At 68.6% G+C, this 20082-nt stretch carries 19 protein-coding genes and 1 other RNA gene; 4 read left to right on the top strand and 16 right to left on the bottom strand.

From position 1 onward, the window contains the following. Positions 1-15: 15 nt before the first annotated feature. The gene (locus FHU38_RS01710; RefSeq protein WP_167175333.1) at positions 16-399 is read right to left on the bottom strand and encodes a hypothetical protein; all 384 of its coding nucleotides are present in this window, start codon (positions 397-399) and stop codon (positions 16-18) included. Between the two features lie 329 nt (positions 400-728). On the opposite strand from FHU38_RS01710, the gene leuA reads away from it, so the two are divergent. From leuA to FHU38_RS01695, 3 genes are read left to right on the top strand one after another with little or no spacing between them, the layout of a single operon-like run. Then, a complete protein-coding gene (leuA, locus tag FHU38_RS01705; RefSeq protein ID WP_167165839.1) occupies positions 729-2510 on the top strand; it encodes a 2-isopropylmalate synthase in 1782 nt (593 codons plus the stop codon). Positions 2511-2564: 54 nt separating this feature from the next. Then, positions 2565-3119, top strand: coding sequence for a DedA family protein (locus FHU38_RS01700; protein WP_167175330.1), 555 nt, complete (start codon positions 2565-2567; stop codon positions 3117-3119). An 8-nt stretch (positions 3120-3127) separates the two neighbouring features. Next, a complete protein-coding gene (locus FHU38_RS01695; RefSeq protein ID WP_167165837.1) occupies positions 3128-4099 on the top strand; it encodes a helix-turn-helix transcriptional regulator in 972 nt (323 codons plus the stop codon). A 94-nt stretch (positions 4100-4193) separates the two neighbouring features. Here the strand turns inward: FHU38_RS01695 and tsaA are convergent, their stop codons facing one another. From tsaA to FHU38_RS01670, 5 genes are all read right to left on the bottom strand, one after another. Beyond that, on the bottom strand, positions 4194-4601 hold the full coding sequence (gene tsaA / locus FHU38_RS01690; RefSeq protein ID WP_167165835.1) for a tRNA (N6-threonylcarbamoyladenosine(37)-N6)-methyltransferase TrmO: 408 nt from the start codon (positions 4599-4601) through the stop codon (positions 4194-4196). A gap of 28 nt (positions 4602-4629) precedes the next feature. Continuing rightward, the gene (locus FHU38_RS01685) at positions 4630-5547 is read right to left on the bottom strand and encodes an SDR family oxidoreductase (protein WP_167165833.1); all 918 of its coding nucleotides are present in this window, start codon (positions 5545-5547) and stop codon (positions 4630-4632) included. Between the two features lie 43 nt (positions 5548-5590). After that, the gene (locus FHU38_RS01680) at positions 5591-6499 is read right to left on the bottom strand and encodes a LysR family transcriptional regulator (protein ID WP_167165830.1); all 909 of its coding nucleotides are present in this window, start codon (positions 6497-6499) and stop codon (positions 5591-5593) included. Positions 6500-6604: 105 nt separating this feature from the next. Further along, positions 6605-7684, bottom strand: a complete 1080-nt coding sequence (locus tag FHU38_RS01675) for a hypothetical protein (RefSeq protein ID WP_243852178.1) — start codon at positions 7682-7684, stop codon at positions 6605-6607. 326 nt (positions 7685-8010) lie between these two features. Then, positions 8011-9279 (bottom strand): cation:proton antiporter domain-containing protein, encoded by a 1269-nt coding sequence (locus FHU38_RS01670; protein ID WP_167165829.1) that lies wholly within the window; start codon positions 9277-9279, stop codon positions 8011-8013. Positions 9280-9401: 122 nt separating this feature from the next. On the opposite strand from FHU38_RS01670, the gene FHU38_RS01665 reads away from it, so the two are divergent. Continuing rightward, entirely contained in the window at positions 9402-10331 is a 930-nt protein-coding gene (locus FHU38_RS01665) for an EamA family transporter (protein WP_167165827.1), read from the top strand. Here FHU38_RS01665 and FHU38_RS01660 read toward each other — a convergent pair. The 10 genes from FHU38_RS01660 to ffs all read right to left on the bottom strand — a co-directional run bounded on the left by FHU38_RS01660 (position 10288) and on the right by ffs (position 20043). Beyond that, complete coding sequence (locus tag FHU38_RS01660) at positions 10288-11334, bottom strand: ABC transporter ATP-binding protein (RefSeq protein WP_167165825.1); 1047 nt, start codon at positions 11332-11334, stop codon at positions 10288-10290. The genes FHU38_RS01665 and FHU38_RS01660 overlap by 44 nt on opposite strands. Further along, positions 11331-12320, bottom strand: coding sequence for an ABC transporter ATP-binding protein (locus FHU38_RS01655; RefSeq protein ID WP_167165823.1), 990 nt, complete (start codon positions 12318-12320; stop codon positions 11331-11333). Before FHU38_RS01655 ends, FHU38_RS01660 begins: the two co-directional genes overlap by 4 nt. Positions 12321-12325: 5 nt before the next feature. Beyond that, the gene (locus tag FHU38_RS01650) at positions 12326-13300 is read right to left on the bottom strand and encodes an ABC transporter permease (RefSeq protein WP_167165821.1); all 975 of its coding nucleotides are present in this window, start codon (positions 13298-13300) and stop codon (positions 12326-12328) included. A 3-nt stretch (positions 13301-13303) separates the two neighbouring features. After that, on the bottom strand, positions 13304-14326 hold the full coding sequence (locus FHU38_RS01645) for an ABC transporter permease (protein ID WP_167165819.1): 1023 nt from the start codon (positions 14324-14326) through the stop codon (positions 13304-13306). 9 nt (positions 14327-14335) lie between these two features. After that, positions 14336-16018 carry an ABC transporter substrate-binding protein gene (locus FHU38_RS01640; RefSeq protein WP_167165817.1) on the bottom strand — a complete coding sequence of 561 codons (1683 nt, stop codon included), beginning with the start codon at positions 16016-16018 and terminating at the stop codon, positions 14336-14338. A gap of 188 nt (positions 16019-16206) precedes the next feature. Further along, positions 16207-16797 carry a uridine kinase family protein gene (locus tag FHU38_RS01635; protein ID WP_167165816.1) on the bottom strand — a complete coding sequence of 197 codons (591 nt, stop codon included), beginning with the start codon at positions 16795-16797 and terminating at the stop codon, positions 16207-16209. Further along, on the bottom strand, positions 16787-17383 hold the full coding sequence (gene recR, locus FHU38_RS01630; protein ID WP_167165814.1) for a recombination mediator RecR: 597 nt from the start codon (positions 17381-17383) through the stop codon (positions 16787-16789). The genes FHU38_RS01635 and recR overlap by 11 nt, the downstream gene beginning before the upstream one ends. A gap of 1 nt (position 17384) precedes the next feature. Beyond that, entirely contained in the window at positions 17385-17744 is a 360-nt protein-coding gene (locus FHU38_RS01625; protein ID WP_009156631.1) for a YbaB/EbfC family nucleoid-associated protein, read from the bottom strand. Positions 17745-17839: 95 nt separating this feature from the next. Beyond that, positions 17840-19885: a DNA polymerase III subunit gamma and tau gene (locus FHU38_RS01620; RefSeq protein ID WP_167165812.1), complete on the bottom strand. Its 2046-nt coding sequence runs from the start codon at positions 19883-19885 to the stop codon at positions 17840-17842. Between the two features lie 65 nt (positions 19886-19950). Beyond that, positions 19951-20043: signal recognition particle sRNA small type (gene ffs / locus FHU38_RS01615), an RNA gene on the bottom strand. Positions 20044-20082 lie beyond the last annotated feature (39 nt).

The following is a 20082-nucleotide window of genomic DNA, read 5'->3' as shown; positions in this document are numbered from 1 at the left end:
CCGCCTCGCCCCGCTTCAGTCGGTACCGCCCACCCTGCGGATGATTCGCGCCACGATCGCGGTCACCACCAGCCAGAACAGCGCCGCGATGCCGTAGTTGACCAGCACCGAGAGCTTGGGGTCCTCGGGGGTGAACAGATCCTTGAACCCCATCGCGAGCGTGTCGGTGGCGTTCGCGACGAACGAAACGATGCTGTTGGCCTGGTTAGCCTCGCCGATCACGAAGACCACGTGCAGTACGAGCACCACCGCGAAGGCGAGGCCCACCCACCGCACGATGCCCGCCAGGGTCGCGACCACGCGATCGGCGACCGCACGCCAGTCGGTCTTCGACCTGCCCTCGGCCGTCACGGGCTCGTCCGCCGTCGGGGGCTGGTAGGTGTGAGGTGTGGGAGGCATCGCCCGCGTGACGTCCTCGCCGCGCTCGTCTCGCTCCGAATGCTGGCCCATGTCGGCAGTTTCGCACGTCGCGAGCCCTCGACGCTACGCACGAGTAGCAAGTGAGTGGCCGCGCACGGGTCATGCTTTCCCTCATACCGGCTTTCCAACGGCGGCGAGGCGTGGCTAAGCTGGCGACCGTGGCACGCGCTCTCCTGCTTCGCTGCCGCGACGGGGCCTGATCAGACCGGCTCCCCGTCGCGGGGTCTTGCGGTGTTCACAAAGCGCCACGCCGGTCGATGACCGAGCCAGCAATCGCGACCGATCAGTGAGCAGGAGCAACCGAGAGCATGAGCACGTCCGAGCCCGGAACACCCACCGGCGGTATCCGTAAGCCAACTCGTCCCGCACCCGCCGACCAGCCGCGCTGGAACCCGCAGCGGGGCAGCTCGATGCCGTACCACCGCTACCAACCGTGGTACCGGCTCGTCGAGGACATCGACCTGCCCGACCGCACCTGGCCGACCAAGCGCATCGAACGCGCACCGCTGTGGTGCGCCGTCGATCTGCGTGACGGCAACCAGGCCCTGATCGACCCGATGTCGCCCGCGCGCAAGCGCAAGTTCTTCGAACTGCTCGTACGGATGGGCTACAAGGAGATCGAGGTCGGCTTCCCCGCGGCGAGCCAGACCGACTTCGACTTCGTTCGCGAGATCATCGAGGACAACGCGATCCCCGAGGATGTGCGCATCCAGGTGCTGACCCAGTGCCGCCCCGAGCTCATCGAGCGCACCTTCGCCTCGCTGGAGGGGGCGCCCCAGGCCATCGTGCACATCTACAACTCCACCTCGATCCTGCAGCGGCGCGTGGTGTTCCGCGAGGAACGCGAAGGCATCAAGAAGATCGCCACGCAGGCTGCCGACCTGGTACTCGAGTACGCGGACAAGTACTCCGACACCGACTTCCGGTTCCAGTACTCGCCGGAGTCCTACACCGGAACGGAACTGTCCTACGCCGCCGAGGTGTGCAACGCGGTGACCGAGATCTGGCAGCCGACCGAGCAGCGGCCGGTGATCCTCAACCTGCCCGCCACGGTCGAGATGGCGACGCCGAACGTCTACGCCGACTCGATCGAGTGGATGAACCGCAACCTGGAGCGCCGCGACGGCGTGATCCTGTCGCTGCACCCACACAACGACCGCGGCACCGGCATCGCCGCGGCCGAACTGGGCTACCAGGCAGGAGCCGATCGCATCGAGGGCTGCCTGTTCGGCAACGGTGAGCGCACCGGCAACGTCGATCTGGTGGCGCTCGGTATGAACCTGTTCAGCCAGGGAATCGACCCGCAGATCGACTTTTCCGACCTCGACGAGATCAAGCGCACGGTCGAGTACTGCAACCAGCTCCCGGTGCACGAGCGCAGCCCCTGGGCTGGTGATCTGGTGTTCACCGCCTTCTCCGGCAGCCACCAGGACGCCATCAACAAGGGCTTCGACGCGCTGCGCGCGGCCGCGGGCAAGGCAGGCGTGCCGGTTGACGAGTTCCCGTGGGAGGTGCCGTACCTGCCGATCGACCCCAGGGACGTCGGCCGCACCTACGAGGCCGTGATCAGGGTGAACTCGCAGTCGGGCAAGGGCGGTATCGCCTACATCATGAAGACCGAGCACCAGCTCGACCTTCCCCGCAGGTTGCAGATCGAGTTCTCGCAGACCATTCAGCGGCACACCGACACCCAGGGCGGCGAGGTCGACCCCGACACGATGTGGAACGCGTTCGCGGCCGAGTACCTGGAACCGCGCAACCCGCTGGAGCTCCTGCGCCAGCACGTCAAGGCCAACGGCGACTACGAGCTCACGGCCGTGGTGCGGCTGGAGGGCGAGGAACACGAGATCGTCGGCCGTGGCAACGGCCCGATCGCCGCGTTCTTCGACGCGCTGGCCGCCCTTGGCTTCGACCTGCGCCTGCTGGACTACAGCGAACACACCCTCACGCCGGGCGACGACGCGAAGGCGGCCTCCTACATCGAGTGCGCCATCGGCGACAAGGTGTACTGGGGTGTGGGGGTCGACCCGTCGATCGTCACCGCGTCGCTGCGAGCCGTCGTTTCGGCGGTGAACCGCGCGAACCGCTAGTGCGTCGCCTCACACTCTGAGGGGTTCTCAGCTTCCCCGACGTTGAGTGTGGGTGTGGACGCCTCGACGGTCTCGCTGCTGCTGCTGTTCGGTGTCGCGGCGGTGCCGTTCGTACCGACCGAGGTAGCACTCATCGGTATGGGCGTCGCCGCCGCCGAGCGGGACATCTCGCTGGCACCGGCGGTAGTCGTCGCGGTCGCAGGATGCCTACTGTGCGACTACGCGCTGTACGAGGTGGGTAGGCGCGCTGGCACGACGGTGCTGGCCAGGCTGAGCGGGCGCGCGAGGGTGCGCGTGGGCGTGCGCTGGATCGAGCAGCATGCCGGGCGCAGGCCGATGGCGGTACTCGTCGTGGCCCGCTGGCTGCCCGCGGGAGGCACGGTGGGTTCCCTGCTGGCCGGTTCGTTGCGCTGGCCGCGCTCGGTGTTCCTGCCCGCCTCCGCGATAGGGGTCACGCTCTGGTCGACCTACACCGCGACACTGGGCTACCTCGGCGGTCGGCTCTTCACCGAACCGCTGCTGAGCTTCGCGGCCTCCAGCCTCGTCGCGCTACTGCTCACCGTCACGGTGAGCACCGTTGTCCAGCCACGGAGCCCGGGGTCGGCATAGTCTTCGGTATGCGCTCCGAACGACTGGTCGCCCTGCTGTTCACGTTGCAGCGCAGGCGTAGCGCGACAATCGCGCAACTCGCCGAGGAACTGGGCGTCTCCGAGCGCACCATGCACCGGGACATCGCCGCGTTGCAGGCGGCGGGCGTTCCGCTGTGGACCGAGCCGGGCAGGCACGGCGGGGTGCGCCTCGTCGAAGGTTGGCGCAGCAGACTCGACGGACTCACCTCCCGCGAGGCCGTCGCCATCTTCGCCATGGGGGTACCGCGGGCGTTGGCCGCACTCGGCCTCGGCACGGCCGTGTCGGCGGCACACGCGAAGGTATCCGCGACTCTTCCCGCTCCGCTGCGCGAGCAGGCCCAGCACCTCGCGCAGCGGTTTCACCTCGACGCACCCGGCTGGTTCCGGCGGGAGGACGACGCTGAGCACCTGGCCGCTGTCGCTCGCGCCGTGTGGGAGCAGACCAGGGCCCTGGTCACCTACCGCACGGGAGAGCGGACGGTCGAACGCGTGCTCGACCCGCTCGGGCTCGTGCTCAAGGCCGGTGTGTGGTATTTGGTGGCGCGTGCGGACGGTGAGGCGGTACGGACCTACCGCGTCGCGCGGATCACCGCGACACAGCCGCTCGAGGAACGATTCCAGCGGCCAACGGACTTCGACCTCGCGAGTTGGTGGAAGCGCTCCTCGGCCGCGTTCGAGCGGTCGCTGCAGCGCGCCAGGGTGAGCGTGCGGTTGAGTCCGGCCGGGGTGCGGATACTGCCCGCCGTGCTCGACGCGGATATCGCCGTGACAGCGCTCGAACAGGCCGGACCACCCGGCGCGGACGGCTGGACCGACGTCGAACTGCCGCTGGAGGAGGACGCCAGGGTCGCAGCGGGTCAACTGCTGGTACTCGGTCCCGAAGTCGAGATCCATCGACCTCCTGCCGTGCGGGCGGCGTTCGCCGAGTACGCCAACCGGATGGCGGCCCGCAACAGCTAACGCGGGAGCGTTCCCGCGAGTCCCCCGCTCCCGCCCGCGAGTCCCCCGCTCCCGCCCGCGAGTTCCCCGTTCCCGCCCGGTTCCGCAGCACGGTTCACCAGCCGCCCGCGAGCACCGGCTTCACGTCCAGCACGGGAGTACCGTCCACCGCCTCCATGCCGCGAACCAGAACCCGGAGCCCGTCGATGGCGGCGACTGACACCCGGTGCAGACCGATCGGGTTCGGACGGTCCGGTGAGCGCGTGCTGAACACCCCGGTCTCCGGGTTGCGCGGATCACCCCGTGGGTGGACCACGAGAACGTCACGCCGCGCCTGGTGCAGCCAGGTCAGCACGAACAACTCGGCCCCGATCTCGAGGTCGCGAGCGCCCTCGGCCACACCGTCCTCGAACACCAGCCACGCGCTCGGTGCGCCCTCGAATCCTTGCTTGGGCGCGTGCGCGGGCTGGAGCAGGCTCGACTCCACGTGTGCCACCGGCACGGCCTGGAAGCCCTCACTCATGCCCGTCCCCTTACCCGCCGTGCGGCCCCTACCGGTAACCGGTGGGGTCGGCGGGCCTGCCTGCCCGCTCCACCTCCATCATGTAACGCCACCCGTCAGGTCTGCTCCCGTCCACGTCGTCGACGTCGTAGAGCTTGGCGAGCGTGCCGCTGTCGAGCGTCTGCCCGGAGAACCGCGACTTCTCCGGGTCGGCGGCCAGCGCCGCCACACCCCGACCGACGAAGGTGGGCGATTCAGAGATACAGAAGTGCGGCTGCTCGACCAGCGCGTCACGCCAGTTCCGCTCGGTCACCCCGAAGGTTTCCAGCATGGCTTCCGAGCGCAGCCAGCCCGGCGTCAGCGCGATCGCCGTGCACCCGTATTCGGCCGTCTCGGCGGCCTCCGCGATGGCGAGCGGGTGTGCGGCGGTCTTGGCGAGATAGAACGCCAACGTGGTGCCCTCGCGGTACTTCGCGTTGTACTCGGCCGTGCCGTCCGTCAGCTCGATCACGAGCCCACCCGGCTCGCGCAACACCAGCGGCAGCAGGAAGTGGCTTGTGATGATGTGGGCATCGATGCCGAGCCGGATCATGCGCAGGCTGTCGGCCAGCGGGTGTTGCCAAACCGGCTTGCCCCACCCCAGGTAGTTGTCACCGCCCCACACGCCGTCGACGAGCACGTCCAACCTGCCCTGTTCGGAGTCCACCCTTTCGGTGAGCCCGCGGACCTGGTCGGGGTCGAGGTGATCAACCCTGACGGCCACCCCCTTGCCGCCCGCCCGCTCGATGAGTTCCACCGTCTGCTCGATCGTCTCCGGCCTGCCCACCTCGGACCGGTGAGATCCCGAAGTGCGCCCGGTCACGTACACCGTCGCGCCAGCGCGACCGAGTTCCACCGCGATGGCCCTGCTCGCGCCGCGGGTGCCACCCGCGACCAGCGCTACCTTGCCTGTGAGGTCCGTACCCATGACTCGACCGTCGCGCGAAACCCTGACAACCTCGGGCAGCGTTTCACGGATTCGGGTTGTGGGCGGCCGACACGGCCTCGGCACGCAGCGCCTCCAACACGGCGGCTACGGCGGGCCGCGTCGCGGCACCCGGCCGCAACACGGCCTCGACCTGACGAGCGGCCCTGATACCGGCGAGCGGCCTGCGCACCACCCGCCTGATGTCCACCGTGTACCGGGGCAGCAACGCGATCCCGTGTCCGGCGGCGACAAGCGCCTCGGTGACGCGGAAGTCGTTGATGCGGTGTACCACGCTCGGCCGTACCCCGGTACGCACGGCCAGCGAGTGCAGCACATCGTCGACCGGGAACCCCACATCGACACTGATCCAGTGCTCACCGGCCAGTTCGGAGGGTTCCACCTGATCGCGCTCAGCGAGCAGGTGTCCTGGCGGCAGTGCGACGTCGAGCGGCTCGCGCAACAGGTGCACCACTTCGAGCCGTTCGGAGTCGAACGGCGCGGCGTGCTCGTCGCGATGGGTGACCACGACGTCGAAATCGGCGACCAACGAGGGCACGTCGGCGGGTGTCATGTCGATGTCGCGCACCTCGACCTCGAGCCCTTCGTAGTTGGCGAACCGGGTCAGCAGGCCGGGCAGCAGTAGCAGCGCGGCGGAGGGGAACACCGCGAGCCTGACCCGGCCTCGCGGCGCGCTGCGGTAGCTGTCCAGCTCCGCCTCTGCTCGGTCGAGCGCCGCGAGGACCTCGTCCGCTCTGGCCACGAGCGCCCGTCCCGCGTCGGTGAGGCGTAACCCCCTTCCAGCCGGTTCGGTAAGCGCCAGCCCCACCTCAGCCTGTAGTGCTCGCAACTGCTGCGACACCGCCGACGGCGTGCAGTGCAGTGCCGCCGCCGCGGCGGTCACGCTGCCCCGGTCGGCGAACTCCCGCAAAGTCCTGAGCCTGCCGATGTCCACGAAGGCCAGTCAAACACGCCCCCGCCCGCGAGTCCCCCGCTCCCACCCGCGAGTTCCGCACTCCGACACGGCGCCGAGGCCGCGTCCGGGCACCGCTGGCACGCGCTAGGTCACCGGGGCGAGCGCCCCCGCGACGAGCAGGAGTAATACCAACGCAACGACGACCGTGAAGGCGAAAACGTAGTGTCGTGGCTTCACCCGTTCCGGCACGCGACGCAGCGTCAACACCAGCGCCACCACCAGAGCCAACGCGATCGGCAGCAACGCCCGCCACGCGCGGTCGAAGCTGTCCAGCGGCAGGAACGGCTCCGCGCCGTAGAGCGACAGAATCAGCGCGGGCAACCCCAGCCCGGCCGCGACCAGCCCGGCCAGCAGGTTGAACCGTTGCTGCGCCTCACTTTCCTGCGCCACCGCGAACGTCGACATGCTGCCGAGCAGTGCCTCCAGCCTGGCCGCCTCCTCGATCAGCTCTGCTTCCATCGCCTCGCAGTGCCGCAGGGCGTTGCGATGCGTTCGCGCCCACGGCGCGTCGCCGGCTCCCGGCGCCTGCGCCGATCGGTTGAGCTGGTAGGTCGGCTGGTCCCACAGCCAGATGTGCAGGCCCTCCCGCACGGCGTCACGGGCGTGGTCCCGCGCGCGGCCGATGGCCATGGACAGTTCGATCAGCGCGGCGAGCACCGGTCGCAGCGCTGTCGCGCTCCGTCCCGCGAGCAGGTCGGCGATCTGCCGCTCCAGCTCGTAGCGCAGTCCGCGCAACTCGGCCACGTTGTTGCGGGACGCCTCCGCGAACGCCTTCGCGACGGTGACGGCGACCGCCCCGGCGTCGCCGGTGATCTCGTGGGCCGGGTCGGCAAGGGAAGCCAGCAGTTGGCTGTCGGCCGCTGCGAGCGCTTTGTCCTCCCGGTGCCAACCGCCCGGCTCCGCCAGCACCGCCTTCGGCCACAGGTTGATCGCCACCAGGTCCGGGCCCTTCACCTGGACACCGAGCGACCCCACGATAAGCCTCCTCCTACCCGGGTCGCCGATTACGCGCAACAGCGGCACTTCGAGGACAGCCTCGCCCTCACCCGGCTCCGGCAGGGCCCGCCGCTCACCGTCAGCGACCGACACGGTCGCCGAAACGCCGTGGCCTGGCTTGGCGGGTTCACCGGCGAGGACCAAAGAGCTAGCAGCGGAGAGATCCATGCGGGCAGCGTATGTCGATCTTGAACGCGCCGGGGCGGGAACGCGCGGATCGACCCCGCAGCCGTAGCCCGCACCGCCTCACTCGCGCCGCCGGTGAAGCACCGACTCGCCGTAGGTCCGCAGCCCGAAACGTTAATCAGCACGATCGCCGCCGGACCGAACCGCCGAAGCGCCTTGATCTTTCCGCCGTGGCCCCTAGGGTGTCGGCGCTGGTGCGGCAGTTCGTTCGGGTCCAAACGGCTCGCACGCCGACGCGACGCCGTAGCTGAGTTCGGCCGGTTGCCCGCGCCGGGCCCACAACACATTCCGCACCGATTCCACAACGCTCATTTCGCTGGCCTCCCCGGCCCGCGGCGGCGCGGCAAACCGCGAACGGGCATCTCCGGAACGGCGCCGCCGTGCTCGGGTCCGTGCGCCACCACGGACCGGGCATAACGCGCGCTGAGCGGGGCCGCGCTGGCTCCGTGAGCGATGACGCTCAGCACCACGGTCACCGCGATCACGGCGACGGCCTCCTCCACCCGCGAACCCAGTTCCTCCAGCGCCAGCAAGGCGAACACCAGCGAGGCAAGCCCTCGTGGCCCGAACCAGCCGACGAACAGCACCGTTCGCTTGCGCAGTCCCGAACCGACGAGGGAAAGCGCAACCGAAGCCATGCGGACCACGGTCAGACTCAACACCGCGTACAGCACGGTGCTGACCTCGAACCGGCCCAGCACCAGTGGTATCGCGACGCCGCCGAAGGCCAGCCACACCAGCAGCGACGCAAGACCGCTGACGTGCTCGAGGAACGCCAGTTCGGAGGGACCACGCGGGCCAGCGGCGGCGCCGAAGGCAAGCCCGGCGCAGAAGGCGGCGACAAACCCGTTTCCGTGTACCGAAAGGGCCCCCGCGTACGACAGCAGTGCCAGCGCGAGCACGGCGATGCCCGCGAACTCGTCCGCGGCCCAGCCTCGGCCCCGTGCCTTGTTGAGCAGCCACCCGCCGCCGAAACCGATCACCACTCCGACGGCCGCGCCCACGGCCAGTTCGAGCACGGCTTCGGCGGGCCCTGGTGCGTCCAGACCTTCCGCCGTCGCCGTCCCCGCGAGGGCGACCATCACCACCGGCGTGATGATGCCGTCGTTGAGACCACTCTCGACGGTAATGAGCCTGCGCACCCGCGCGGGCACCCGCGGGTTCGTCACCACGGGTACACCGAGTGCCGCGTCCGTCGGGGCGAGCGCGGCGGCGACCAGCAGCGCCAACCAGATACCGAAGTCGTCGAACAGCCAGTTCGCCAGACCCCAGCCGAAGAGCACCGTGAGCGGCAGGCTGATCGCGAGCAGCCGGACGTAAGCGCCGAGGTCGTGGCGCAGATCTCGCACCCGCACCCGTGCCGCGTCGGAGAACAGCACCCACACGAGCGTGACCTCGGCCAGCGGTTTGAGTCCCTCGGGTGCCGACGGTGTCTGCGCGAGCCCGAGCCAAGCCGCGAGCACGCCGACCGCCATGAACACGATGGGAGCGGTCAGGTCCGCGCGTTCCAACCGTGCCGAGACGATGCCCCAGACGAAGATCGTCGCGGTGATCAGCACGACAGTCAGCACGTCCACGGGCAAACCTTCTCACCGAGCAGGCCGCACCGCTGGATACCGGGAGACCTTGAAGTACACCTGTACTGTCAATGCAGAAGAATTCGGTAGTTCTTCACGGTCATGGGCGGCAGGCTGGAAACATGCCAATGCGAGACCGCCTGCTCGCCGTGCTCACCGCCGTGCTGTGGGGCTGCAACTTCCTCGCCATCCACGCGATGCTCACCCACTTCCCTCCGCTGCTCGCGGGTGCGTTGCGGTTCGTGGTGATCGCCATCCCGACGATGCTGCTGGTGCCGTGGCCGGGGGTGAAGGTTCGCTGGCTGATCGGCTTCGGACTCGGGTTCGGCACCCTGCAGTTCGCCTTCCTGTTCGTGGGACTCGACGTGGGCATGCCCACCGGTCTCGCCTCGCTGGTGTTGCAGGCCTCGGCACCGTTCACGGTGTTGCTCGGAGCGCTGTTCCTGCGCGAGCGGCTCGCCGGGCGGCAGGTCGTCGGCATCGCCATTGCTGTGATCGGCATGGCGGCGATCGCATGGCAGCGCGCGGAGCACGCCGCGCTGCTCCCCGTGATCCTCACCCTGCTGGGTGCACTGAGCTGGGCGGCGGGCAACCTGTGCTCCCGGCAGGCGCGCCCGGACAACCCGCTGCACTTCGTGCTGTGGATGTCGGTCGTGCCGCCGCTTCCGATGTTCGGGCTCTCGCTCAGCTTCGAAGGCCCCGCTCGGCAGTGGGCCGCCCTGTCCACCGCGTTCGAGCCATCGGCGCTGCCCGCACTCGCCGGATTCGGCTACGTGGTGTTACTCGGCACGGTGGCGGGTTCGAGCATCTGGACCACACTGATGCGCCGCAACCCGGCCAGCACTGTGGCCCCGTTCTCGTTGCTGGTCCCCGTGGTTGGGCTGTCGCTGGCGTTCGTTGTGCTGAACGAGCGCCCGACCGTGGTGGAGATCGGCGCGAGCGTCGTCGTGGTCGCTGGCGTGCTGCTCGGCTCGCTTCGCCCCTCGGCGGCGAGCGCACGGCCGCGACTCAGCCCTGCCGAGGACTCACCGTCTGCTCCGAACGCGGTGTGATGCGACCCGCGAGGATGTCCTCCGCGTAGTGGCAGGCCACCCGATGGCCCTCGGTCAGCTCACGCAACGGTGGCCGTTCGGTGTCGCACCTTGTCTCCTGCCGCCATGGACAGCGGGTGTGGAATCGGCAGCCGGTCGGCGGCGCGGCGGGGGACGGCAGGTCACCGGAGAGCAGGAGCTGTTCCCTGCTGTCCTCCACCACCGGGTCGGGTACCGGCACCGCCGAAAGCAACGCCCTCGTGTACGGGTGCAGCGGCTGCTCGTACAGCGTGTCGGCCGCGGCCTCCTCCACCAGCGAGCCGAGGTACATCACGCCGATGCGGTCACTGATGTGCCTGACAACGGCGAGGTCGTGGGCGATCACCAGGTAGGTGAGGCCGAACTCGTCCTGCAACTCCTCGAGCAGGTTCAGCACCTGCGCCTGCACCGAGACGTCCAGCGCCGAAACCGGCTCGTCGGCCACGATCAGATCAGGTTCCAGCGCTAGCGCCCTGGCTATGCCGATGCGCTGCCGCTGCCCACCGGAAAACTCGTGCGGGTACCGGCGCAGCGCGTTCTCGGGCAGCCCTACCGCCGCTAGCAACTCCTTCAGCCGCGCCCTGGTTCGTTCGCGGTCGGTGTCCAGTCCGTGTGCTCGCATACCCTCGACGAGCAGTGACTCCACCGACTGCCTTGGGTCCAGGCTGGACAGTGGGTCCTGGAAAACCATCTGCATTCGCCTGCGCATCCTGCGCATGCGCTCGCCCTTGAGTGTGCCAAGGTCCACACCGTCGAACACTATGCGACCGCTTGTGGGCTCCACGAGGCGAAGCAGTGCCCTGCCGAGCGTGGACTTGCCGCAGCCGGACTCACCGACGAGCCCGTATGTCTCTCCCTTGTGGACTGTCAGGCTCACTCCGTCGACCGCGTACACGTGGCCGACCGTGCGGTCCAGCACGATCCCGCGTTTGATCGGGAAATGCACCTTGACGTCTTCGAGCGTCACCAGCGCTTCGTCGGTCACCGCACTCCCTCCGCGACGGCGGCCTCCACCGGGTTGTGACACCGCAGCATCCCACCACGGTCGGCCACCAGCTCCGGTGTCAGCGACCAGCACCTGTCTACGTTGTTGGGGCAGCGCGGGGCGAACGCGCAGCCGGTCGCCCACGGGATGTTGTCCGTCACCGATCCTGTGATCGGCACCAGTTTCTCTCCACGCGGCGCGTCGAGCCGGGGGATCGAGGCAAGCAGGCCGTGGGTGTAGGGGTGCCGGGGCTGCGAGAACAGCGCGTGCCGCTGCGCCCGTTCTACGATCCGACCCCCGTACATGACGTTCACCTGATCGCACAGCCCTGCGACGACACCGAGATCGTGAGTGATCATGATCAGCGCGGTGTCCGTGCCGGAAACCAACTCGGTGAGCAGGCTGAGGATCTGCGCCTGAATGGTGACGTCGAGCGCCGTGGTCGGCTCGTCCGCGATGAGCAGCCTCGGCCTGCACGCCAGCGCGATGGCGATCAGCACGCGCTGCCGCATTCCGCCGGACAGCTGGTGCGGGTACTCCTCGACGCGGCGCAGCGGGTCCGGGATGCCGACCCGGTTGAGCAGTTCGACGGCCTGGTCCCTCGCTTCCTTGCGCGAGACCCGCCGATGCCGCCGCAGCACCTCCGTGATCTGCACACCGACGGGAACCACGGGGTTCAGCGAGGACAGCGGGTCCTGAAAGACCATGCCGAGATCGCGGCCTCGCCGCTCGTCCATCTCCCGCTGCGACAGATCGAGCAGCTGGGTGCCGTCGAACGAGACCGACCCCGAAAGCCGCACCCCCCTATTCGGCAGCAAGCCCATGATCGCCAGCGAGGTGACGGACTTGCCACACCCAGACTCCCCGACGAGCCCGACCGTTTCACCAGGCTGGACGTCGAAACTGATCGAGTCGACCGCGACGGTGGGGTCCTCACCCCTGCGGTGAAAGACGACGGACAGGTCGCGAACTTCGAGTAGTGCCACCGCCGTCACCGCCGTTGCCGTGGGTCGAGGGCTTCCCGCATCGACTCGCCGACGAGCGTGAAACCGAGTGCCACCACGATGATGCATGCCGCTGGCCAGAAGGCCAGGTGCGGCTGGCTGTCGAAGTAGTCCTGTGCGTTGCCGAGCATCTGGCCCCATTCGGGAGTCGAGTCATCCGCCGCGCCGAGTCCGAGAAACGACAGCGCGGCCGCGTCGAGAATCGCGATCGCGAGCACGAGTGTGGACTGCACGATGACCGGCCCGAGCGAGTTCGGCACGATATGCCGGAACACGATGGCGCCGCGTTTCACACCGAGCGCCTTCGCGGCCAGCACGTGGTCGCTCTCGCGCACGCTGAGCATCGTGCCGCGCAGCAGCCGCGCGAAGATCGGTATCTGCACGATCGCGACCGCGAGGATGACGGAGAACTGGGTCTGCTGCACGAACAGCGCGCCGATGGAGACGGCGAGCAGCAGCGAAGGAATGGACAGCAGCACATCCACGATCCGCATCACGACCGTGTCCACCCAACCACCGAAGGCACCCGCGAGGGTGCCGAGCACCGTCCCGCCACCGAGCCCGATCACGGTCGCCAGCACCGCGACCATCAGGGTCTGCTGCGAACCGAGCAACATCCGGGAGAACAGGTCCCTGCCGTACTGGTCTCCGCCGAGCGGATGTCCCGGCTGTGGCGGCGGGATCTCGTTGCGGGCGTTGGAGACCTGGTCCTCCAGCAGCCGCAGCCCCGGATCGTGCGGGGCGATGAACGGTGCGAGCAGCGCCAGCAACACGAACAGCCCGATGATGGTGGCACCGACCAGAAAGATCGGGTTTCGGCGTAGCCGCCGCCAGGCCGAGACGGCGAGGCTGACGCCCTCGTCCGGTACCCCTGACGACCCGCCGTGCTGACCTTCGCCCTTCGAGGGTGGGCCGGCCGCCGTGGCGGCAAGCCGATCGATCTTCGTCGCACGCGACGTCATGTCTCAGCTCCCCTTGCGCACGGTGCGGATGCGTGGATCGATCACGGCATACGACAGGTCGACAACGAGGTTGACCAGCACGTAGGCCATCGCGGCCGCGATGATCACCACCTGCAACACGGGGAAATCCTTGCGCTCGAACCCGAGTGCCAGCGCCTCACCGATGCCGTGCCAGGCGAACACCGTCTCGGTGAGTACGGCCCCGGACAGCAACGCTCCCGTCTGCAAGCCGATGGTCGTGACCACCGGCAACATCGCGTTGCGCAGGATGTGGCGATCGCGGATCACCCACTGGGCAAGGCCCTTGGACCTTGCCGTTCGTACGTAGTCCTCGTCCAACACGTCCAGCACCGACGCCCTGGTGATGCGAAAGATCACCGCGAACGGGATGGAGGCCAGCGCGAGCGCGGGCAGCAGCAGGTGCTTCAGTGCGTCGAGCGCGGCATCCCATTCCCTGGTGAGTATGCCGTCGAGCACGAAGAACCCGGTAACTCTCGTGGCGTCGATCCCCGCGCTCTGCCTGCCGCCGGTAGGCAGCAGACCCAGCTCGATGGACAGCAGGTACTTCAGCAGGAAGGCCAGGAAGAAGATCGGGATGGAGATACCGATCATCGAGCCGACCACGCCGACGTTGTCCAGCCAACCGCCGCGGTGCCTGGCCGCGAGGTAACCGAGCGGGATCGCCGCGATCAGCGCGAGCACGATCGCGGCGATGCTCAGTTCGATGGTGGCGGGAAACCGCTCCAGGAACAGTTCCGTCGCCGGCTTGCCGGGTGAGACTCCGGTGGAGGTGCCGAAGTCACCGGTCAACGCCCTGCCGAGGAAGGCGAGGTACTGGACGAAGATCGGCTCGTCCAGCCCGAGCGCCTCCCTCAGCTGCGCCCTGCTCTCCGCCGTGCCGCGGTTGCCGAGGATGGCCGCGACCGGCCCTCCCGGCAATGCCCGCAGCCAGGCGAAGAGCAGCACCGACAGTACGAACACCACGAGTGCGAGTTGCAGCACCCGCCTAACGGTGAAGCGGAGCACGTTCTCGCTTTACTCGGAGGCCGACACGGTAACCGGTGCGAACTCCTCCTTCGTCAGCGGGCTCGGCACGAGCCCCTGCACGTCGGGGGAGACGACGATGGCGGGAGGCGAGTGCGAGAGCGGGATGGCGGGCAGGTACTCCGACATCAGCTTGCGGTTGATCTCTTGGTACTTCGCCTCACGCTGCGCCGGATCCACCGTGGAAGCCGCTTCTTCCAGCGCCGCCGCCAGTTCCTTGCCCCACGGGGATCCGCTGGTCCAGAACTGGTTCTCCGTCGTGCCGAAGAAGGTGCCGATGAAGTTGTCGGGCGAGTTGTAGTCGCCGGTCCAGCCGAGCAGGAACAGTTGCGCCTTGGCCACCTCGACCTGGTCGATGTAGCCGCCCGCCCACGGCTTGCTGATGGGCTTGACGGTGATACCCGCCTCTTCCAGGTCCTCCTTGATGGCGCCGAAGATCGCCTGCGGGTTCGGCATGTACGGGCGCGTGACCTGCGTCGGCCACCACAACTCGACGGTCAGGTTCTCGTGACCGGCCTGCTTGAGCAACTGCTTGGCCTTCTCGGGGTCGTGCGGGTACTCCATGACGTCATCGGCGTAGCCGTCAACCGTCGGCGGGTACATCTCCTTGGCGACCTCGGCCTTCTCCGGCATCACGGACTTGACGAGGTTCTCCCTGTCGATCGCGTATGCCAGCGCCTGCCGCACCCGCAGGTCGCGCAACGCGGGGTTGTTCTTCTGCGTGATGCCGAGGTAGAGGATGTTGAACGGGTCGCGGATCTGCAGGTTGAAGCCCGCCTGCTCGAGGGCGTCCCAGTCCGACGGCGACGGGAAGTCGTAGCCGTCGATGTCTCCTGCCTCCAGTGCCTGCTTGCGCGCGGTCTCGTCGGGAATCACCCGGAAGATCAGCTTGCTCAGCTTGGCCTGCTCGCCCCAGTACTCGTCGTTTCGCACCAGCTCGACGGTGCCGTTGCCCTCGTCGTAGCTGGAGAACTTGAACGGGCCGGTACCCGTGGGGTGCTGCCGGGCGTACTCGGAGAAGACGAAGCTGTCGCCCTGCGCCTTGACGTCGTTGGCCTTGTACTCGTCCATCGCCGCAGGGCTCTGCATGCCGAAGGAGTCCTGACTGAGCAGGGTGGGGAAGCCAGCATGGAAGCGGGTCAGCTCGAGCACCACGGTCGAGTCGTTCTCGGCGGTGCACGACTTGTACAGCGATGGCTGCTTGCCGTCGGAGAACCCGCCGAAGTTCTCGATCCAGTAGTAGGACAGGGCCGCGGTGGCACCGGCGCCGGTCTGGTTGTACATCCGCTCGAAGTTCTTGCAGACGGCATCGGCATTGAACGGTGTGCCGTCGTGGAACTTCACGCCTTCCTGGAGGGTGAAGGTCCAGGTCTTGCCGTCCTCACTGGACTTCCACTCCTTGGCGAGCTCCGGCTCCAACTCAGCGGTGCCCGGCTTGAGCCCGACGAGGTTCTCGAACATCTGCCTGGTGACGCGGAACGTCTCACCGTCGGAGGCGTAGAAGGGATCGAAGTTCGACGGAGCCCCCGTGGCTCCGAACACCAGCGTGCCGCCGTCGGAGTCACCACCGCTTTCGCGCTGGGACTCGGCACACGCCGACATCGAGATCGCGAGCGCGCCTGCAAGCCCGATCAGGGCGATGCGGCGCGGGCGGGCCACCCGCAGTTGGAGCATGTTGGCACTCCTCGAGGAATTACATCAGTCCGAGCCGTACACACGATCGTGTGCACGGTTGGTGGGAGACCCTAGCTGTTATCGCTCGCTTACTTAAGACCCCAAAGTTACGATCCGGCTACACAGGACCGGACCATGGCGTGAATTCACCAACGCACAGCGACACTGTGTAACCAATGAGGGGTTCGTCACCGCGCCCGTTCGGACTGGACTAGGCCAATCGCGCGATCCGCGTTGTGGGCTGTTCGGTCGACGGCGAACCAACCGTGCTCGAACCGCTGCCAATCCCGCAGTCGTGATCTGGCTGACTCACCGTCCCGCGCGACCGCCCGCTCGAGCCTTTCCGCCGGTCGTGGGCCGCCGACCCAGCACAGCGCGGAAAGTCGGCGCCGCACCGACGCCCTCCCCGCCGAGACGCCCTCCAGCACGAGCACGTCGGGCACCGGCACCCGCACCCACTCACCGAGCCGCGGCACGCCGCCGGTCCAGTCCATCCTGCGATAGCCGCAGGCACGACCCGCCGCGAATGGTTCGAGCACCCCGTCGACGAGTCTGGGCCACCAGGCGACCGGCACATCCCACGTCGCGAAGTCGTCGGTGCTCACCATCGCGACCGTGACACCGGAGGTGCGCAGCACGCACACCACGTCGCGAGCGAGCGTCGACTTGCCTGCCCCCGAGGGACCGTCGATGGCGAGCACCCGCACCGAACCCAGCCTCGGCGGTGCCGCGAGCACGGACTCCGCGAGGAGGTCCGCGTCGGCTCGCTCAGAGCGCACGGCGGCCGGAGAGCGCGCGGCCGAGCGTCAACTCGTCGGCGAACTCCAGGTCACCGCCCATCGGTAGGCCGGAAGCCAGCCGTGTGACGGTCAACCCGGGAAAGTCACGCAGCATGCGGACCAGGTAGGTCGCCGTCGCCTCACCCTCGGTGTTCGGATCGGTCGCGATGATGACCTCGGAGACCTCTTCGGCGCCGATCCTGGCCAGCAGTTCCCTGATGCGTAGTTGGTCCGGGCCGACACCCGACAACGGATCGAGTGCTCCACCAAGCACGTGGTAGCGGCCCCGGTACTCGCGGGTGCGCTCGACCGCGAGTACGTCCTTCGGCTCCTCGACGACACACAGCAGAGAGGAGTCCCGCCTGAGGTCGGAACAGATTCGGCAGCGCTCGTTCTCGGAGACGTTGCCGCAGGTGTCGCAGAACCGCACACCCTCCCGCACCCTGCCGAGCACGTCCTGCAGCCGCGCGAGGTCGGCGGGATCGGTCGCGAGCAGATGAAAGGCGATGCGCTGCGCGCTCTTGGGACCGATGCCGGGCAGCCGCCCCAGCTCATCGATCAGGTCCTGAACGACGCCTTCGTACAAGCTACTGTCCGGGAAGCCCGAGGCCGCCCAGGTCGGGCATGCCCCCGCCGAGACCACCCGCGAGCGGTCCCAGCTTCTCCTCGGTGAGTTTCTGCGCGTTGTGCGTCGCGTCGCGCACGGCGGCGACCACCAGATCGGCCAGCGTCTCCGTGTCATCAGGATCGACGATCTTGGGGTCGATGGTGAGGTTCTTCAGTTCCAGGCCGCCGGTGACGGTCGCGGTCACGAGCCCGCCACCGGACGTGCCGGTCACCTCTGCCTCCGCCAGCTCCTGTTGCGCCGTGACGAGCTGCTCCTGCATCTTCTGCGCCTGCTGCAGGATCTGCTGCATGTCGGGCATTCCGCCGCCGGGTTGCACCATGATGAGGCTTTCCGATCCGATCGCTTGGTTGCAGTGCTGTCCAGCCTAGTCGCAGCGCCGCCCCGCACCACGTACACCGTGCGGTGGCGTCGCGTTCAGTCCAGCGGCCGCGCCCCGAGATGGTCGGAGATCAACCGGTGCGCGCGGGCGTCCGGGTCCGCACTGTCCGCCTCGGTGTCGCCGTAGGGCTGTTCCGCGCCACGCTCCGCCGTGGCGGCGGGCGGGTACGGCTCCTCTTCGTCCTCCGGCTCCGGGGGTAGTGGAATGTCGGGTTCCGAGGTGGGCTGGGTGGGCCTGCCGCGCAGCCGCTCCTCTGCCGGCTGCGGCTCCGGTCGGCGGGCTGACTGCGACGGCGACTGTGACCGCGGCTGTTCGGGGCCTGGCCGCGAGCGTTCCCTCTGCTGCCGCGTCACGGCGGGCTGCTGCGCGGCGGCGTCCGGTTTCGGCCGCGACTTCGCCGCCCCAGCGTGCAGGCAACGCACCGTCCACTCGCCGGAGAGCACCTGGCCGAGCGCCGTGGCGATGCACTCCACGTTGCGCTGCTCCGAAAGCCGCCGCACCAACGGCTCGGCCGTGTGCGTGAGCACCACGGTGGAGCCCTCCACGTCGTGCACAGCGGCGCCGGTCAGCAGGGCCTCGGTACTGCGGCTGAGCTTGCGCACCGCCGCCAGCACCTGTGGCCAGCACTGCCGGAGCCCAGCGGCGTCCACCCCGCTACGGGTGGATTCGGCAGCCGCGTCCGGTCGCGGTTGCGTGTGGGCGGCCTCCGGTGCGGCCTGCTCTCCCGTTGCCTCCGTGGCGGCGGGTTCATGACCCGGCTTGGCGGCGGCGCGCTGGGACGGCCGCTCGAACGACCGCTGTGGTTGTGGCTGTGGTTGTGCTGGCCTGCTTGCCTGCGGCGGTTGCCGTGGCGGTTGCGGCAGGTGGTCCTGGCCCCGACTGTCCTGGCCCCGGTCCGGATCCTCGGTGGGCACGGCCGCTACCGTGACCCGCCGTTCCAGCCGTTCCAGCCGTTGCAGCATCGACCCCTCGTCGTCGGAGACCTCGGGCAGCAGCATCCGTGCACTCAGCAATTCGAGCAGCAGCCGGGGTGCCGTGGCGCCACGCATCTCCAGCAGGCCGTTGTGGAGGATCTCCGCGTAGCGCGTCAGTGTGCCCGGCTTCAGCCGCTCCGCCTGCCCGACCATCCGCTCGATCTGCTCGTCGGGGGCCGAGACCATCCCCGACGTCGCCGCGTCCGGCACCGAGCGCAGCAGAATCAGATCCCGTATCCGGTCGAGCAGGTCGCTGGCGAACCGGCGCGGGTCGTGCCCAGCCTCGGCCAGCCGGTCGATGGTGGCGAAGACGTTCTTGGCGTCGTCGGCGGCAAGGGCATCCACCATCGCGTCGATCAGCGCGACATCGGTGACACCGAGCAGCGCCACCGCACGCTCGTAGGTCACCCCCTCGGGACCAGCGCCCGCCAGCAGTTGGTCGAGCACGGACTGCGTGTCACGGGCCGAGCCGCCGCCTGCCCTGATGACCAGCGGGAACACCGCGGGCTCCACGGCGACGCCCTCGGCGGCGACGTTGCGTTCCAGCAACTCCCGCATCGCGCTCGGCGGAATCAGCCGGAACGGATAGTGATGGGTGCGCGACCGGATGGTGGGCAGCACCTTGTCCGGTTCCGTCGTCGCGAAGATGAAGATCAGGTGTTCCGGTGGCTCTTCGACGATCTTGAGCAACGCATTGAACCCCTGCGGGGTGACCATGTGCGCCTCGTCGATGATGAACACCCGGTAGCGTGACTCGGCGGGCGCGTAGAACGCCCGGTCACGCAGGTCCCGCGCGTCGTCGACCCCACCGTGGCTGGCGGCGTCGAGTTCGGTGACGTCCACGCTGCCCGGTCCCTCCGGAGCCAGCGCCCTGCACGGCTCGCACTTGCCGCACGGGTCCGGTGTCGGCCCCTCCACGCAGTTCAGCGAGCGGGCCATGATGCGAGCGCTTGAGGTCTTGCCGCAACCACGCGGGCCGGAGAACAGGTAGGCGTGGTTGATGCGGTTGGCGGCGAGCGCGGTGCGCAGCGGTTCCGTGACGTGCTCCTGTCCGACGACCTCGGCGAAGGTCGCTGGCCGGTACTTGCGGTACAGCGCTAGTGCCACGCCGCGAGAGTACCGCCAACCTCCGACGGTTCCGCCCTGCTCCCCGCCGAACACAAGCCGAACACAAAAGGGGACCCCCGCACCCGCCAGAGCCTGCTTATCCTTGCTGCCTTCCGGCCCTGGGGAGGTTCACAGGGTGGACGCCGCGGGGGTCCGACTACAGTCTAGGCCACATCCGGTCGGCGCGGTGATCCGGC

The sequence above is a fragment of the Saccharomonospora amisosensis genome (assembly GCF_011761185.1).
Lineage (GTDB): Bacteria > Actinomycetota > Actinomycetes > Mycobacteriales > Pseudonocardiaceae > Saccharomonospora_A > Saccharomonospora_A amisosensis.
This window is presented reverse-complemented; position numbering and strand designations above follow the sequence as displayed.

What these genes read in the sequence shown, in the direction of transcription:
- FHU38_RS01710 (WP_167175333.1), bottom strand. Translation starts at nt 399, where the DNA reads ATGCCTCCCACACCTCACACCTACCAGCCCCCGACGGCGGACGAGCCC.
- leuA (WP_167165839.1), top strand. Translation starts at nt 729, where the DNA reads ATGAGCACGTCCGAGCCCGGAACACCCACCGGCGGTATCCGTAAGCCA.
- FHU38_RS01695 (WP_167165837.1), top strand. Translation starts at nt 3,128, where the DNA reads ATGCGCTCCGAACGACTGGTCGCCCTGCTGTTCACGTTGCAGCGCAGG.
- tsaA (WP_167165835.1), bottom strand. Translation starts at nt 4,601, where the DNA reads ATGAGTGAGGGCTTCCAGGCCGTGCCGGTGGCACACGTGGAGTCGAGC.
- FHU38_RS01685 (WP_167165833.1), bottom strand. Translation starts at nt 5,547, where the DNA reads ATGGGTACGGACCTCACAGGCAAGGTAGCGCTGGTCGCGGGTGGCACC.
- FHU38_RS01675 (WP_243852178.1), bottom strand. Translation starts at nt 7,684, where the DNA reads ATGGATCTCTCCGCTGCTAGCTCTTTGGTCCTCGCCGGTGAACCCGCC.
- FHU38_RS01665 (WP_167165827.1), top strand. Translation starts at nt 9,402, where the DNA reads ATGCCAATGCGAGACCGCCTGCTCGCCGTGCTCACCGCCGTGCTGTGG.
- FHU38_RS01650 (WP_167165821.1), bottom strand. Translation starts at nt 13,300, where the DNA reads ATGACGTCGCGTGCGACGAAGATCGATCGGCTTGCCGCCACGGCGGCC.
- FHU38_RS01640 (WP_167165817.1), bottom strand. Translation starts at nt 16,018, where the DNA reads ATGCTCCAACTGCGGGTGGCCCGCCCGCGCCGCATCGCCCTGATCGGG.
- FHU38_RS01625 (WP_009156631.1), bottom strand. Translation starts at nt 17,744, where the DNA reads ATGGTGCAACCCGGCGGCGGAATGCCCGACATGCAGCAGATCCTGCAG.